12 protein-coding genes, 1 pseudogene and 1 riboswitch are annotated in these 14,137 nt (G+C 34.5%); of the genes and pseudogenes, 9 read left to right on the forward strand and 4 right to left on the reverse strand.

Features of this window, described 5'->3' with window-relative positions:
* Positions 1–13 precede the first annotated feature (13 nt).
* The 3 genes from JFU18_RS26805 (at position 14) to JFU18_RS26815 (ending at position 2,370) form a co-directional block, all read left to right on the forward strand.
* On the forward strand, positions 14–772 hold the full coding sequence (locus JFU18_RS26805; RefSeq protein WP_002013978.1) for an SDR family oxidoreductase: 759 nt from the start codon (positions 14–16) through the stop codon (positions 770–772).
* Positions 773–1,108: 336 nt separating this feature from the next.
* Positions 1,109–1,834, forward strand: a complete 726-nt coding sequence (locus tag JFU18_RS26810) for a hypothetical protein (RefSeq protein ID WP_201034108.1) — start codon at positions 1,109–1,111, stop codon at positions 1,832–1,834.
* Between the two features lie 248 nt (positions 1,835–2,082).
* On the forward strand, positions 2,083–2,370 hold the full coding sequence (locus JFU18_RS26815; protein WP_201034107.1) for a hypothetical protein: 288 nt from the start codon (positions 2,083–2,085) through the stop codon (positions 2,368–2,370).
* 54 nt (positions 2,371–2,424) lie between these two features.
* Here the strand turns inward: JFU18_RS26815 and JFU18_RS26820 are convergent, their stop codons facing one another.
* Both JFU18_RS26820 and JFU18_RS26825 read right to left on the reverse strand, forming a co-directional pair.
* A complete protein-coding gene (locus tag JFU18_RS26820; RefSeq protein WP_201034106.1) occupies positions 2,425–2,883 on the reverse strand; it encodes a hypothetical protein in 459 nt (152 codons plus the stop codon).
* A gap of 240 nt (positions 2,884–3,123) precedes the next feature.
* Positions 3,124–3,498: a winged helix-turn-helix transcriptional regulator gene (locus tag JFU18_RS26825; RefSeq protein ID WP_002128279.1), complete on the reverse strand. Its 375-nt coding sequence runs from the start codon at positions 3,496–3,498 to the stop codon at positions 3,124–3,126.
* Between the two features lie 127 nt (positions 3,499–3,625).
* Here JFU18_RS26825 and JFU18_RS26830 point away from each other — a divergent pair, with 127 nt between their 5' ends.
* On the forward strand, positions 3,626–4,306 hold the full coding sequence (locus JFU18_RS26830; protein ID WP_002167961.1) for an NAD(P)H-dependent oxidoreductase: 681 nt from the start codon (positions 3,626–3,628) through the stop codon (positions 4,304–4,306).
* A gap of 84 nt (positions 4,307–4,390) precedes the next feature.
* Here JFU18_RS26830 and JFU18_RS26835 read toward each other — a convergent pair whose 3' ends face one another.
* Entirely contained in the window at positions 4,391–6,064 is a 1,674-nt protein-coding gene (locus tag JFU18_RS26835) for an alkaline phosphatase (RefSeq protein ID WP_201034105.1), read from the reverse strand.
* 267 nt (positions 6,065–6,331) lie between these two features.
* Here JFU18_RS26835 and JFU18_RS26840 point away from each other — a divergent pair, with 267 nt between their 5' ends.
* A complete protein-coding gene (locus JFU18_RS26840) occupies positions 6,332–7,384 on the forward strand; it encodes a pyruvate kinase (RefSeq protein WP_201031444.1) in 1,053 nt (350 codons plus the stop codon).
* A 363-nt stretch (positions 7,385–7,747) separates the two neighbouring features.
* Positions 7,748–8,029 (forward strand): DUF1292 domain-containing protein, encoded by a 282-nt coding sequence (locus JFU18_RS26845; RefSeq protein WP_201034104.1) that lies wholly within the window; start codon positions 7,748–7,750, stop codon positions 8,027–8,029.
* A gap of 155 nt (positions 8,030–8,184) precedes the next feature.
* Here JFU18_RS26845 and JFU18_RS26850 read toward each other — a convergent pair whose 3' ends face one another.
* On the reverse strand, positions 8,185–9,480 hold the full coding sequence (locus JFU18_RS26850; protein ID WP_207192169.1) for a histidine--tRNA ligase: 1,296 nt from the start codon (positions 9,478–9,480) through the stop codon (positions 8,185–8,187).
* 341 nt (positions 9,481–9,821) lie between these two features.
* Here JFU18_RS26850 and ybaK point away from each other — a divergent pair, with 341 nt between their 5' ends.
* The 3 genes and pseudogenes from ybaK (at position 9,822) to JFU18_RS26865 (ending at position 13,768) form a co-directional block, all read left to right on the forward strand.
* Entirely contained in the window at positions 9,822–10,298 is a 477-nt protein-coding gene (gene ybaK, locus JFU18_RS26855; protein ID WP_016100996.1) for a Cys-tRNA(Pro) deacylase, read from the forward strand.
* 1,385 nt (positions 10,299–11,683) lie between these two features.
* Positions 11,684–12,409 (forward strand): annotated as a pseudogene (locus tag JFU18_RS26860) (helix-turn-helix domain-containing protein); the annotation flags it as partial.
* 199 nt (positions 12,410–12,608) lie between these two features.
* Positions 12,609–12,712: riboswitch (purine riboswitch) on the forward strand.
* Between the two features lie 174 nt (positions 12,713–12,886).
* Positions 12,887–13,768, forward strand: a complete 882-nt coding sequence (locus JFU18_RS26865; RefSeq protein WP_088039825.1) for a 5'-methylthioadenosine/S-adenosylhomocysteine nucleosidase — start codon at positions 12,887–12,889, stop codon at positions 13,766–13,768.
* The last annotated feature ends 369 nt before the right edge of the window (positions 13,769–14,137 follow it).

Below are 14,137 nucleotides of genomic sequence, written 5' to 3' on the forward strand. Positions count from 1 at the left end.
TGGAGGAGAAAAGGTGAAGAAAATAGCAATTGTAACAGGGGCAACTCGTCTGAATGGAATTGGTGCAGCTGTATGCAAGGTGCTTGCTCAAAATGGGATAGACATTTTTTTCACGTATTGGCCTCGGTATGATAAAGCGATGCCATGGGGAATGAATGATCAAGAGCCCTTTTTGTTGAAAAAGGAAATTGAAAGTTACGGCGTTCGATGTGAAATGGCAGAAATAAACTTATCGCAGTCTTATTCGCCTAATCGTGTATTGTATATGGTATCAGAACGTTTAGGGGATCCATCTATTCTTATTAATAATGCGGCGTATTCTACTCCTACGAAAATTGAAGAGTTAGATGTAGAACAGCTAGATAAACATTATACGGTTAATGTTCGTGCTCCTATGCTATTAAGTTCATTATTTATTAAACATTTTTCACTTAAAACGAGTGGAAGTATTATAAATCTTACTTCTGGGCAGTCATTAGGTCCGATGCCAGATGAACTAGCATACGTAGCAACGAAAGGAGCAATAGAAGCATTTACTAAGTCAGTTGCACCAGTAGCTATGGAGAAGGGGATTACAGTCAATGCTGTTGATCCAGGACCAACGAATACAGGATGGATTACAGAGGAATTACAGCATCATTTAGTATGGAAATTCCCGCAAGGAAGAGTTGGAGAACCGGTGGATGCGGCACGCTTAATTGCTTTTTTAGTAAGTGAAGAAGCGAAGTGGGTTACTGGGCAAGTCATTCATTCGAACGGTGGTTATTCATAAAAATATTATGTTAACAATTGTTGAGAAATAAAAAAATTAGTAATTATTTTGTTTTTTGTATAAATAAAATGTCAAGAAAGATAAAAAATTGATAGGGGAGTATGTTGTCATTTGTAGATTGTAAATCTTCATGTGACAACATACTCTTTTTCTTTTGCTACAGAGGAGGAAAATGTAGTAGAAAAAACTCGAATATTAAAATGAATTTATCGTTTTTTGTACGTATTATTATGAAGATTACTGTCGGAAAGATGGTGATTCGTATGAAAAGGGATTTTTTAAGGGGAAATAGAATCGTAAAGAGAAGGATAAAATTGTAAACATAGGGGGATTTTTATGAAAATGAAAAAGGTCGCTATCGCATCAGTAGCAATTGGTACAATGCTTTCAATGGCAGCTTGTAGTACCTTCACAGATAAAGATGAAGCGAAGAAGGATCCAGCAACAGCGCAAAATGAAGAGCAATCAAAAACGACAAGTGCAGATGAAGCGTCAAAAACAACGAAAGATACTGAAAAAGACACAAATACTTCTTCGAATGAAAAAACAGATAAGGATGCAAAAAATACACAGGAATCATCAGGAACAGAAAGTAACGGAAAAACAACAAAAGAAAAAGAAACAACAGGAAAAACGAATGATCAAACTACTAGCGGGAAAACAACAGATCAAAGCACAAGTACAAACAATAACGGAAAGACAACAGATCAAAGTACAAGTACAAACAACAACGGAAAAACAACGAAAGATCCGAAGAAAAGCGTAGCTGTGAAAACAAATGTAAAAGAAGTCGTTACATTAATTGAAAGCTTAGACAAGCAATTAGCTGCAAATCCTAAATTAGAAACAGTTAATAAACTTGGAAAACAAATTAATGAGAAGTGGGATGTAATTGAAAAAGAGTTAGAAGCATCGCATCCGACTGAATATAAAACAATTGGCCAAAGTATGTATCCGTTAATTGTAGGAGCGGAGAAAGAAAAGATCGATATTAACAAAATGAAGTCATTAACGACGAAAACGAAAAAAGATTTAAATCAATTATTAACGAAGCTTTCATAGTTTCAAAAGCCTACTCGTGTGAGTAGGCCTTTTTAGTTTGTTGTACATTCTCGTTGGGGGTTAAGAAATAAAGACTTCATTTAAAAGGAACATCACAATGATAAAAAAGAGTGATAACTATTAAAGATATTTTTTGATAGGAAGTCATATAAAACGCTCCCTTGTATTTATATTTGCAATTTAGTAGTTTTTAAAGTTCATTATTTTCTACAAAAATTTTATTTTGTAGAAAAGGGGAATGGATTGATATGTACGATAAAGAGAAAATTTATGATGAGGAAATTGCACCGTTAATGCAGCAGATTCTTGAAATCTGTAAAAGAGAAGAACTTTCAATGGTAGCTCAGTTTTATCTCGCTGAAGAGTCGCCATATGATGAGGAGTCAGTTACACCATTATATTGCACATCAATTATTATTCCTGGTGATCGTAACGATGAGGAAGGTATCCAACAATTGCAGGATATTGACGAGGTAATGAAATATGGAAAGAATGGTCCTCCATACTTTATGGCAGCAACAATACGAAAAGAATAAAAGAGCAGCTAGCAAAAGCTAACTGCTCCAATCGGTAATATTATTCCAAAAGTACTATTTTTCAAACTCGTCTAGTGCTCTTGCAGCAATTTTGACTTTAGAAAATGCACCACTGTTATTTTTAAATACAATCTGGTATTTACCATTAGGAAGCCAATCAGACCACTCAGTACTAAATTCATTAATAGTTTGTTGTCCAGGTGTTAACTTTCCGTTTGATAACCATCCACCTTTAGAATTATATAAATCATAACTGAAAGTTTCATTACCAATATTTTTAAGAAAAACTCTTAGATCCTTCCCGCCTTCATGGTGAAATTTGTAAATTCCTGAACCGTAAAAAGCGAACTCTTCATTAGCCTCTAAAGCATATTGAACTGGTGGAAGTTGCACTTGATTAGACTCAGTACTTGCAGGACTTACCTTTGTTTCTTCGGTTGCCGCGAATGTTGAATTTTGACCTAAGCCGATAAGAGATGCAGCAATTACAGGGATAGCTAAGAATTTTTTCAAGATAAACACTCCTTATGGTTTTTAATTGAGATTTGCTCTCAAATACATAATAACCAATTAAGATGAATAAATTAATAGATAAATATTGTGTTTTACAAAAGTAAGCAATAATTTACAAATAACGCAACATATTGACAAAAAGTTAAATAAAATAATCCTTTTACTCAAAAAAGATTGCCAGTATCCTAAGAGGCAATCTTTTTTGAGGTGTTTGTAATGGCTAATTACAGGTTTTAAAAACTATTTAGTGTTATTTCTACTTTCCAAAACCTGCTCCATATTATTAGTCGCCCATTCCATCATTAAAAGGATAATTGGACGTAATGACTCGCCAAGTTCAGTTAACGAATATTCTACTTTAGGGGGCACTTCACGATATACCTCCCGATGTACGATGCCATCTGCTTCAAGTTCTCTAAGTTGAAGTGTTAACATTCTTTGGGTGATATTAGGTTTTAATCTTTTTAATTCATTAAATCGTTTCTTACCATCTAATAAATGATAAAGAATAACACCTTTCCACTTTCCACCAATAACCTCGACGATAGCTTCTACTGGACAAGAATATTTATTTAAAAATGGATAATTTACATCATCTTCTTTTGAACTAATCATAAAAAGACTCTCCCTTAACAATAGTATCTTTTTTGATACTATAGCACATAAATGTGCGTACTTGTATCATTGTTACTTTAAAAATATAATTTGGTTAAATAATAATTTAATGAAAAGGGGATCTTTTATGACTAACACAAAACAAAATACAAAACAAAAAATTATTGAGGCTTTTAACTTTAGACATGCATGTAAAGAGTTTGACCCTATGAAGAAAATTTCAGAAGATGATTTTAAATTTATTTTAGAAACAGGAAGATTATCTCCTTCTTCTTTTGGATATGAGCCTTGGAAATTTATTGTGGTACAAAATAAAGAATTAAGAGAAAAACTATTACCATATTCATGGGGAGCAGGTGGGCAACTTTCAACAGCAAGTCATTTTGTCATTGTTCTTTCAAGAAACATCAAAGATATGCACTATGATGCAGAGTATATTCAGCACATGATGAAAGATATTATTGGATTGCCTGAAGAAGCTCAACAGATGAGATATGAATTCTTCAAAAAATTCCAAGAATCGGATTTTAAATTGTTAGACTCCGAACGAGCTGTATTTGATTGGTCATCAAAGCAATCTTATATTGCTTTAGCTAATATGATGACTAGTGCAGCTCAAATCGGTATTGATTCTTGTCCAATGGAAGGATTCGATAAAGAAAAAGTAGATTCTTTACTTCGTCAAGAAGGGATTTTAAAAGATGATAATCTTGAGGTGTCAGTTATGGTTGCATTCGGATACCGTAAAGGAGAACCAAAATTTAATAAAACAAGACAAACTATGGATACTATTGTTGAATGGATTTAATAAGATAAATTTGTATCTATATAACGAAAAAAACGCTACCCTTTCTATAGAAAGGATAGCGTTTTTTTATGTCTGTTTTTAAATTTAGCGAGAATGCTTTGTGAATAGTTGAAGTGCTTTTTCAGGTACATAGAATTTCCCGTTGCTTTCTACAACGATGCCTCCTAATTCATAATCTTTCCCACCAATATAGATAATGTTTTTATTAACAAACAATTTGGCCTCCGTATTATTGCGTTTTACTACAAGCACCGGGTTTCGTACATCTTTTTTGTCAATCGTTACAGTTGCACCAATTTGTTTAAAGGATGTTTCAGCATCTAAGAATAATTTTTTAGATAATTCTCCTAATTGAAAGCCCATTGCTTTGGCCATTATTTTCGCAATGTCTGTATTTTGGACTAAACCGTATGGCTTTTGAGGACCGTAAGAGTATAAGAATACATCTTCACCCGTATGACCACCAGTTGTAAAACCGATGTTCGCCCGGTTGGCCAATAATTTAGTAAGGATTGGACCTACATCAGTTTTCTTTTGTGCAGCGTTTAACTTTTCTCTTTCATTATCAGTTAGGTCGTCTAAACCGTAAAGAGCAGCGATCTCTTTTATATTAGATAAATCATCTTTTAGTTTATTTGTAGCACCTTCAAGTGTCATTTTTGCCTTTTTCAGTGGGGCAATGTAAGCTGATACTGGTGTGGTATCATATCCTTTTGTTGTATTACTGTTACCAATGGAAATACCGCTATTACCATGATCCGCTAAAGCAATGACCATAGTGTTACCGTCTTTCTTCGCAAATTCTAATGCTTCTGTAACTGCATCATCAAATGCCAATACATCGCTAATCATCCCGATTGGGTCATTTGCATGTGCTGCCCAATCTGCCTTACTACCTTCTACGAATAAGAAAAAACCATCTTTATCTTTTGATAATGCTTGAATTGCTTTTCTCGTCATCTGGGAAAGAGTTGGTTGCTTTAGATGGTTTGCTTTACGATCCATATCGAACGCAAGGGCAGTATTAGAGAAAGAACCCCAGATTTTATTTGATTTGGAGTTTAATAACGCATCTTTTGTTTCGACAAAGTCGTACCCTTTTCCTCGAATTACTTTTACTAAATCTTCGTTGTCTTTACGAATTCCGTTGCTTGTCGTAGGCTGAAGTGCTGCTTTTCCACCACCTAATACAACTTCTATATTTTGATACACTTGCTGTTCACCAAGTACTTCGAAATCTTTACGGTTAACGTGGTGGGCAGAGAAACTAGCCGGAGTAGCATGTTGAATTTCTGATGTAGCAATGATTCCTGTCGCGCGGCCGGAACGTTTTGCGCCTTCTAAGACGTTGGCAACTGGACGAAACTTGCATTCTTCTTTCACTGGTTCTAAGCCAGGTGAATTCACAACAGAAGGTAATACGCCCACGTAGCCTGAATTTGATTTATTTCCTGTCGCTAAAGCTGTGGCTGCTGGTGCAGAGTCCGTAATAGCCGATTCTGCTGAGTATGTACGAACACCTCCGGATACAATTTGATCTAGTGCAAGAGGTGAACCTTTATACCACCGGGCTAATGTTGTAGCAGAAGAACTTGTCCCATCTATAACCATAAAAATCACATTTTTAGGTTGCTTTCCTGCTTTTTTTACCTCAGCTTTTACCTCGTTATCGTTCATTATGATTCCTGTTGCTAATGTAAATAGTGCTACCGTTCCCGCTAATGTTAGTCCCATTATTTTTTTTCGAAGAGTAGTCATTGTGGTTCCTCCATAGGTCGTTTTCGATATCCCAATCTAACGTTCGTATGTAAACAAGATTTATTATTAGTAGTACCCCATTGCAACGAAACTAACAATAACGATTGAGTCAAAATGTTGGGCACAAAAAGTTAAATTCAAGCTATTTCTTCAGCAAAATATTCTCTTCATATAAAACCTCTTTGCACCCTTAGTTACACGGTCTTTCCTATAAAAAGAATCTTCTCTTTATTTTATGGGAAACATTTAAAAAAGGATGGTGGGGACATGACAATTGATCGAGTTTGTACAATTGGGCCAGCGAGTAATAATGAAGAAACGTTAGCTCAGTTAATAAACAATGGTATGAAAATTGTTCGGTTAAATTTATCACATGGTACGCATGAAAGTCATAAAGACATCATTCGTTTAGTAAAATCGTTAGACGATTCTATTAAAATTCTAGGGGATGTACAAGGTCCTAAAATAAGATTGGGTGAAATGAAAGAGGAACAAATTACACTTGAAGCAGGGGAGTTATTTACTTTACATACCAATCCAGTGCAAGGGAATAAAGAAGGAGCAAGTGTTGATTATGTAGGGATCGCGAATGACGTGAAAGTGGGAAGTAGAATTCTTATTAATGATGGAGAAGTTGAGTTAATCGTTGAAAAGATAAGTTCGGAAAAAATAGAAACGAGAATAAAAACAGGTGGCAATATTTCCTCTCATAAAGGGGTGAACTTACCAGGCGCAATTGTTAGTTTGCCAGCTATTACGGAGAAAGATAAAAAAGATATTCAATTTCTTCTAGAAGAGGAAGTTGATTTTATTGCGTGTTCTTTCGTTCGAAAACCTAGTCATATAAAGGAAATACGAAGTTTTATACATGAACATAAAGAAACTTCCCCAAATTTAATTGCAAAAATAGAAACGATGGAAGCAATCGAGAATTTTCAAGACATATGCAAAGAAGCGGATGGCATTATGATCGCAAGGGGAGATTTAGGTGTGGAATTGCCGTATCAATTTATTCCACTGTTACAAAAAATGATGATTCGTGAGTGCAATCGAACGAATACATATGTCATTACAGCGACACAAATGCTTCAATCTATGGTAGATCATTCTATTCCTACAAGAGCTGAGGTGACAGATGTATTTCAAGCTGTACTGGACGGAACGAATGCTGTTATGCTTTCTGCTGAAAGTGCGTCAGGAGAGCATCCAATCGAAAGTGTGAAAACGTTACGTCTCGTTTCGGAATTCGCTGAGCATGTAAAAAAAGACGGTCCTTTTGCGATGAAAGATGTATTGGAATTGCTGCATAAGTCTCTTTAGTTTATATAGAAGGATTTATCTCTCATCCTAAAAACGTACGGAAAGGAATCAGGATAGGAGGTGCTATTTTAGTATTTACTTACAGATTGAAAGGTGGCATTCCAGCTGCCTATATGAAAGAATCATTATGGAACATGGAGGTCTTTCGGAAATCTAAAGAAGGATTTTAAATTAATTAATCCAATTATCTCATTTAAAATATGTTCATTCCTATTCATAAATGATATCCTTATAGTTGAATACTTTTGCTGAATCAGCAAGAATTTGTTGTTCTTTCTGTATGAATTCAACTTTTTTATGGAAAGATATGTTAGTAAGTGTGCAATTTGAACGTTTTATTTTTTAGAGTATGATAGGAGGAGAATGAATATGGAAGCAATTGAAGTAGGCAAAATTTTTAGTCTTACCGATGAGAATAATGAAGAACAGGAAGTTGAAGTGCTTGGAGCGATGGATGTCGAAGGTGCAGAATACATTGCGGTTGCCTTTGTAGAAGACATTCAAACAGAAACTGAGGAAGACATTGATATCTTCTTTTTAAAAGTAGAAGAAGATAATGAATTCTCATACATAGAGAATGACGAGGAATTTGAAAAAGTATCTGCAGCGTTCGAGAAGATTATGGACGAGCAAGAACAAGAATAATAATAAAAGAGTTAGACAAAAGAGGGAGATGCATATCTGCCCTCTTTTTTATATGGTTGAAAATCACATTTATAGAAATCAATAATTATATTATGTAAACTGAATGACTCTTTATTTATGCACTAGAAAAACCACCCAAATGAGGGTGGCGCTTATTATATATAGTTATTAAATGTGTTATTTTCCAAGGAAGAGAGGGGAATCTTCACTTCAGTACCTTCCTTCATATTACGCAATACAACTGTTTCTGTAGATAGTTCCTCTTCACCAATTATTAGCACATACGGGATATTTTCTTTATTTGCATAATTAAGGGCACGTTTCAATTTACGTCCAGTTAGTTCAAGTTCGATTTTTAAGGAAGTAGTAGAACGCAATTGCTGGGCGATTTGTAAACATTGTAATTCTGTCCCGAGTGGAATGATAAAAAGATCTGCTGTAGATGATATGGTTTCTTTCTGTGATAGAGCTGTATAAATGACATCTAATCCGAATGAAATACCGACTGTTGGATAGTTCATATTATCACCACGGAATGCTCCGATAATATTATCGTATCGACCACCGCTACCGATACTAGATGTAATCGTGCCATCTTTTAGAAAGATTTCATACACAGTGCCTGTATACATTGTGAGTCCTCTTGCTAAAAACGGATTGAATATCGTATTTTCATTTATTCCGAGAGCGAGTAAGTATTGCTGTAGTTGTTGTAGTTCCTCTACTCCATCGGTGACAAGTGTATTATTGAAAGTGTCTTTAAAGTCGGCTATAGGGAGCTTTAGGCAAGATAAAACAGTATTACATATTGTATCGGCCATTTCTACAGTAATCCCGCGCTCCAATACATCTTTTCGTACACCATCAATTCCAATCTTTTCGATTTTATCCAATGATAAGATTACGTCACTCGTTAGTTCAGTAGGCATGTTAATCGCCTGAAGAATACCATTTAATAATTTTCGATTATTATATTGAATCGTTACTTCTAAGTTTAACGTTCGGAATAATTCAAACGCCATGCTCATGAGTTCAGCTTCCGCCATGACTGATTCTACACCGACTATATCAACGTCACATTGAATGAACTCACGGAATCTTCCTTGTTTAATTGGCCCATCTCGAAATACTTTCCCAATTTCATAGCGTTTAAAGGGTAGGCGGATGTTCGGATTCATCGCCACGACTTTAGCGAATGGAATTGTTAAATCGTAACGTAAGGCAAGCTCGCGTTTTCCTTGATCCTTAAGTGTATATATTTCTTTTAAAATTTCATCGCCACCACCGTACTTGTAAGACATAAGCTCATACATATTTAACGTTGGTGTCTCTAACGGTTTACAGCCATAACGTTCAAACGTATCTTCACAAGCTCTTTTAATTTTATTTCGTAGTACTTGTTCCTCTGGTAAATAATCTTTTGTCCCTTTTACATTTTTCATTTCCACCATAATCACTCCTCTTTTAAATTAAAAAAAGCTATGCAGGTATAAAAATACCCACATAGCTTTATGAACGCTTCGTGGTCAACAGGAAAAGCCCTGTACCCACGAAGAAAAATTTTTCTTCGGATACACGGCGTTACGTATGATGATGAAGTTGGAAAGAAGTATTAAAAGTTCGCATTAAAAATCTCTCCTTAACATAAGTTTTTCCAAATTATATCAGATGAATTTGGAAATATCAATATTTTCAGTTTTGAAGAATACGTGAAGTTATGTAGGAGAAATTGAAAAGAGTGTATAATAAAAGAAAACTTAATAATATGAAATAACTTTTTAAGGAGACCGCTATGAAAAAAGATAAAACTAATGCGATGCGAATATTAGATAAAGAAAAAATTGAATATTCGATGATGTCATATGATCCGGACGATGGGAAAATTGATGGAGTATCCGTAGCAGAGAAAATTGGACGAGAAGTGAGAGAAGTATATAAAACACTTGTCGCTCAAGGGAATAGTAAGGATTATCATGTGTTCATTATCCCAGTAGATGAGGAACTAAATTTAAAAGCAGCCGCAAAGGCGGTCGGTGAAAAGAAGATAGAAATGATTCCTGTTAAAGATATTACGAAAGTTTCAGGGTATATTCGCGGCGGTTGTTCACCAGTAGGAATGAAGAAATTATTTTCTACATGTATTGATGAAAGTGCCCAATCACTTGAAACAATCATTGTAAGTGGCGGGAAAATTGGAGTGCAAATTGAGCTTAAAGTTGATGACTTGGCGAAAGTGACGAGAGCGCAGTTTGGTGAAATAACGAAATAAGTATACATAGGAAAAGAAGTTCTAATTTTATTAAATTTAGATAAAGATTTATAGGATAATTAGTCCATTATGAGGGCGGATTATCCTTTTTTATTTATATAATGAATGAAATGAAATGAAAAGAGAATGAATTTTTAGTTTAATTAGTATAATATGGATGTGTAATTTTAATCATTTGTTTGGCTTTAGGAGGAGTACAATGCCTCGTTGCAAGGACTTTAAATAAACAAGCAGAGTTACTTTTAAAGATAGACAAAGGACGGGAAAGTGTTTTAATGAGGGTTCAAGAAATACCCATAAGAAAGCACATATTGGGGGATGCCAGTATTTTGGAAAACCCCCACGCTAAGAGCATGCAAGATTTTATACAGTTTTTTGGCTAATCTAGTAACAAACATGAACCCTAAAACCGTGCCAGGATAGGAATGTATAAAAAAATGTATAGATTCATAGAACTAAAAAGGAAGGTTCCCTTGTGAGAGCAGGGTTCTTCTTTTTCCTTGCTACCGATAATGAAACGTTATGTTAACTATACTTGTATGGAATATACAATCCAAAAAACACCGCACATCACTTTTTTTGAAATGGTACAATAAGGAAAAAAGGTGGAGATTTCATCATGAAAAGACAGGTCAATCATTTATGGATGAGTATTTCATGTTTCATGCTAGCCGTGGCTTCTGGATAAGTTGCGTATGGACAATATGTAGAAGGTATAAGAAAAGCAATTACATGGGTACTCATAGCATTAAGTCTAAGCAATTTATTGGTGGGTTCGTTACATCTGCGTAAGCATCGGAAAAATGTAAAATCACAAAACCTCTTAGAAAATAATTAGAGGTAACTGTAATGAAAGAAAGGAGAACAAGAAAAATGGAAATGCTCATTACGCTTCTTCTAATAGGAGGGATGGCTGCCTTACGAGTAATAGCAATAAGTAAGATAGAACTTCAAACAAGTGAAAGTCGAGTGGTAACTTGTCCAAAATGCGGTAGGAAAATTAGGAGAGGGAATTTTGCCCCCTATTGTAATCTTTGTAACGTAACATTTTGACTTCCAATAACGAAAATTATGTAAATAAGCTGTTCACTGGATTCTCATAGAAAACTGTGGTGAGATGAAATTTTTGATTTTGAAGCACTTCAAAATCTTAGCTAGATGGCTATGTATCGGTACCCCACAATAAAAAGGCAGGAACATATCAAATATGTTCCTGCCTTTGATTTTATTAAGTTTAATATCTATGACCTAAATATAATAAAATTTGGAGCTTCTTTTATTTTAGAGAGATGTTTCCTAACAGTTGATTTTGTTAACGAAAGTCGACTTGAAATCTATATTTTGTGTGAAATAAAGTACATATAATAAAAGTATGAGGTGATACAGTGAGAGAAATTCATATTCATAAAATCATTGCGGATAAGAGAAAAGAAAAAGGAATTACATAGGAAGAGTTAGCGGCGTATATCGGTATTACGAAAGCATCTGTTTCCAAATGGGAGACTGGGCAGAGTTATCCGGATATTACATTTGTGCCACTGTTAGCATCGTACTTTAACATAAGTATAGATGAATTAATCTGTTATACACTGCAAATGGAACAGGAAGATATTAAAAATTTATATCATAGACTAGCGGAAGCTTTTAGTGAAGAACCGTTTGATGAAGTAATGATGGATTGCAGGGAAGTGACAAAAAAATATTATTCTTGTTTTCCATTATTAATTCAAATGGGGCTACTTTTTATTAATCACCACATGTTAACAGAGGATATGGATAGAAGAATTGAAATTTTAGAAGAGGCAATGTATCTCTTTAGCCGAGTGCAGGGAGAAAGTGAAGATGTTTCTCTTGTGAAAGAGGCGGTATCGTTTAAAGCAACTTGCTATCTTATACTCAATAGACCAAATGAGGTGCTTCAATTACTTGGCGAAACGATACGTCCTAACTTTCCAGAGGAAGATATAATTGCGCAGGCGTATCAAATGCTTGGAAATGCTGAAAAGGCGAATGAAATGATGCAAATTAGTATGTATCAACATTTAATACAACTCGTTGCGACAATACCGAATTATGTAGTAGTAAATGCCTCAAACGCTGAAAAGGTGGAGTAATTGTCTGTAAAAGATCGGTTGTTGTAGGTTAATCTAGTTTAGTATATAGGTTGTGAGTTTTTTAGCGCCGTTATCCATTTAAGAATGATAAATCCTAACTATTTAAGTTGTAAAAACGAACGTTTTTATTATTTTTATTAAAAATGTTCACTTTTAGATTGCGTATACACTAAAAGTTTGTTATATTACCAATATAATAATTTTAAATAACATCACTCGTATATACTCGGTAATATGGTCCGAGCGTTTCTACCTAGTTCCCAATGAAAGAACTGGACTACGGGTTAAAGTATTCGGTCGCTTTCTGTATTGAGCGCTACCGTTCTATAATTTAGCAATGGCCTCATCTTTTGCTTAATTAACTTTGACTACCGTAGTTCTAGAAAGTAGAGATTCTTCTACAATTTCTAGAGCTTTTTTCTTTGGACCAAAACATCGAGTATAGAAAACAACAAGAGAAAGAGGAGATTATTTATGAAGAAGAATACGTTGAAAAAATGTGCTGCCCTAGTAACTACTGTTGCATTATCATTCTCAATACTTGCAGGATGTAATGCTAGTCCAAAACAAGCAGCAGAGGCAAAAAGCACTCAAAACCCTATCTTAATTCAAGGTCCAATGCCAATAGAAGCTGAAAAATTTGCAAAAAGGTTAAAAAATGTGAAAGAAGAAAAATCTGGGAGTTTCGTATTTTATAAAGGAACTGTAGACAATTATCCTGTAATCGTTGCGAAAACAGGTAAAGGAATGGAAAATACAGCAGCCGCTACAGCAGTGGCTATTGAAAAATATAAGCCTATAGCGATTATTAACCAAGGAACATCAGGTGGACATGATCCTAATTTAAACGTATTTGATATTGTTTTAGGAAAACAAGTCGCGAATATAGGATCATTAAAAACAACAAATATGGATGAGAACCAAGGGATTGAACCGGCAAAATGGATATCTATGGACTTAATGGCTTCTGAAGGAAGTGCAGGAGAAGATCCCAATGCTGAGAAAATTCGATACTATGAGGGAGATAAGGATTTACTTGCAGCAGCTAATGCAGTGAAAGATAAATATACAAAAGGTAAAGTGGTGGAAGGTACTATAGGTTCAGCAGACGTTTGGAATAATGAAGTTGATAGAATTAAATGGTTCCATACAAAATACGGTACATCTGTAGAAGAAATGGAAGGTGCAGCAGCAGCGCAAATCGCAAAAGCTTATGACGTACCATTTTTAGGGATTCGCGTATTATCTAACAATAAAACAAACGGCGGAAAATACAACCCAAACACAGCGGCGGCAAATCAAGAATATGTATATGAAGTAGTTAAAAAGTATATAGATTCGATACCAAATAAATAGTAGTAGTTCTGTCTCAATATAAAAATGTTATCATTACTGCACAATGTGTTGTGAACTCAGAGTTACCAAAGTATCTTTAATTAAAATAGATTGGTGCCTTACATGGTATCCAATCTATTTTTGTACTTATTCTACAGAGGAAGAAGGGTTTTACACAAAAAATAAAGACAGTTATAGAAAAAAGAAAAGTCGAACGATTTATCAAATATGCATAATTGCATAAAAAAATTGAAATTTATAAGTTAACATTAAACTACTTTTTAATTGTAAAGAATAATTTAATAATCTTTACTAGAGAAGGATATTCCTTGTGAAAAGTAGATAAACAAAAAGTGTGGAAATAATACAGACTCAATAGAGTTTTGTATT

Source organism: Bacillus sp. TH22 (assembly GCF_016651015.1).
Taxonomy (GTDB): Bacteria; Bacillota; Bacilli; order Bacillales; family Bacillaceae_G; genus Bacillus_A; species Bacillus_A mycoides.

What these genes read in the sequence shown, in the direction of transcription:
- JFU18_RS26810 (WP_201034108.1), top strand. Translation starts at nt 1,109, where the DNA reads ATGAAAATGAAAAAGGTCGCTATCGCATCAGTAGCAATTGGTACAATG.
- JFU18_RS26815 (WP_201034107.1), top strand. Translation starts at nt 2,083, where the DNA reads ATGTACGATAAAGAGAAAATTTATGATGAGGAAATTGCACCGTTAATG.
- JFU18_RS26825 (WP_002128279.1), bottom strand. Translation starts at nt 3,498, where the DNA reads ATGATTAGTTCAAAAGAAGATGATGTAAATTATCCATTTTTAAATAAA.
- JFU18_RS26830 (WP_002167961.1), top strand. Translation starts at nt 3,626, where the DNA reads ATGACTAACACAAAACAAAATACAAAACAAAAAATTATTGAGGCTTTT.
- JFU18_RS26835 (WP_201034105.1), bottom strand. Translation starts at nt 6,064, where the DNA reads ATGACTACTCTTCGAAAAAAAATAATGGGACTAACATTAGCGGGAACG.
- JFU18_RS26840 (WP_201031444.1), top strand. Translation starts at nt 6,332, where the DNA reads ATGACAATTGATCGAGTTTGTACAATTGGGCCAGCGAGTAATAATGAA.
- JFU18_RS26845 (WP_201034104.1), top strand. Translation starts at nt 7,748, where the DNA reads ATGAATATGGAAGCAATTGAAGTAGGCAAAATTTTTAGTCTTACCGAT.
- JFU18_RS26850 (WP_207192169.1), bottom strand. Translation starts at nt 9,480, where the DNA reads ATGGTGGAAATGAAAAATGTAAAAGGGACAAAAGATTATTTACCAGAG.
- ybaK (WP_016100996.1), top strand. Translation starts at nt 9,822, where the DNA reads ATGAAAAAAGATAAAACTAATGCGATGCGAATATTAGATAAAGAAAAA.
- JFU18_RS26865 (WP_088039825.1), top strand. Translation starts at nt 12,887, where the DNA reads ATGAAGAAGAATACGTTGAAAAAATGTGCTGCCCTAGTAACTACTGTT.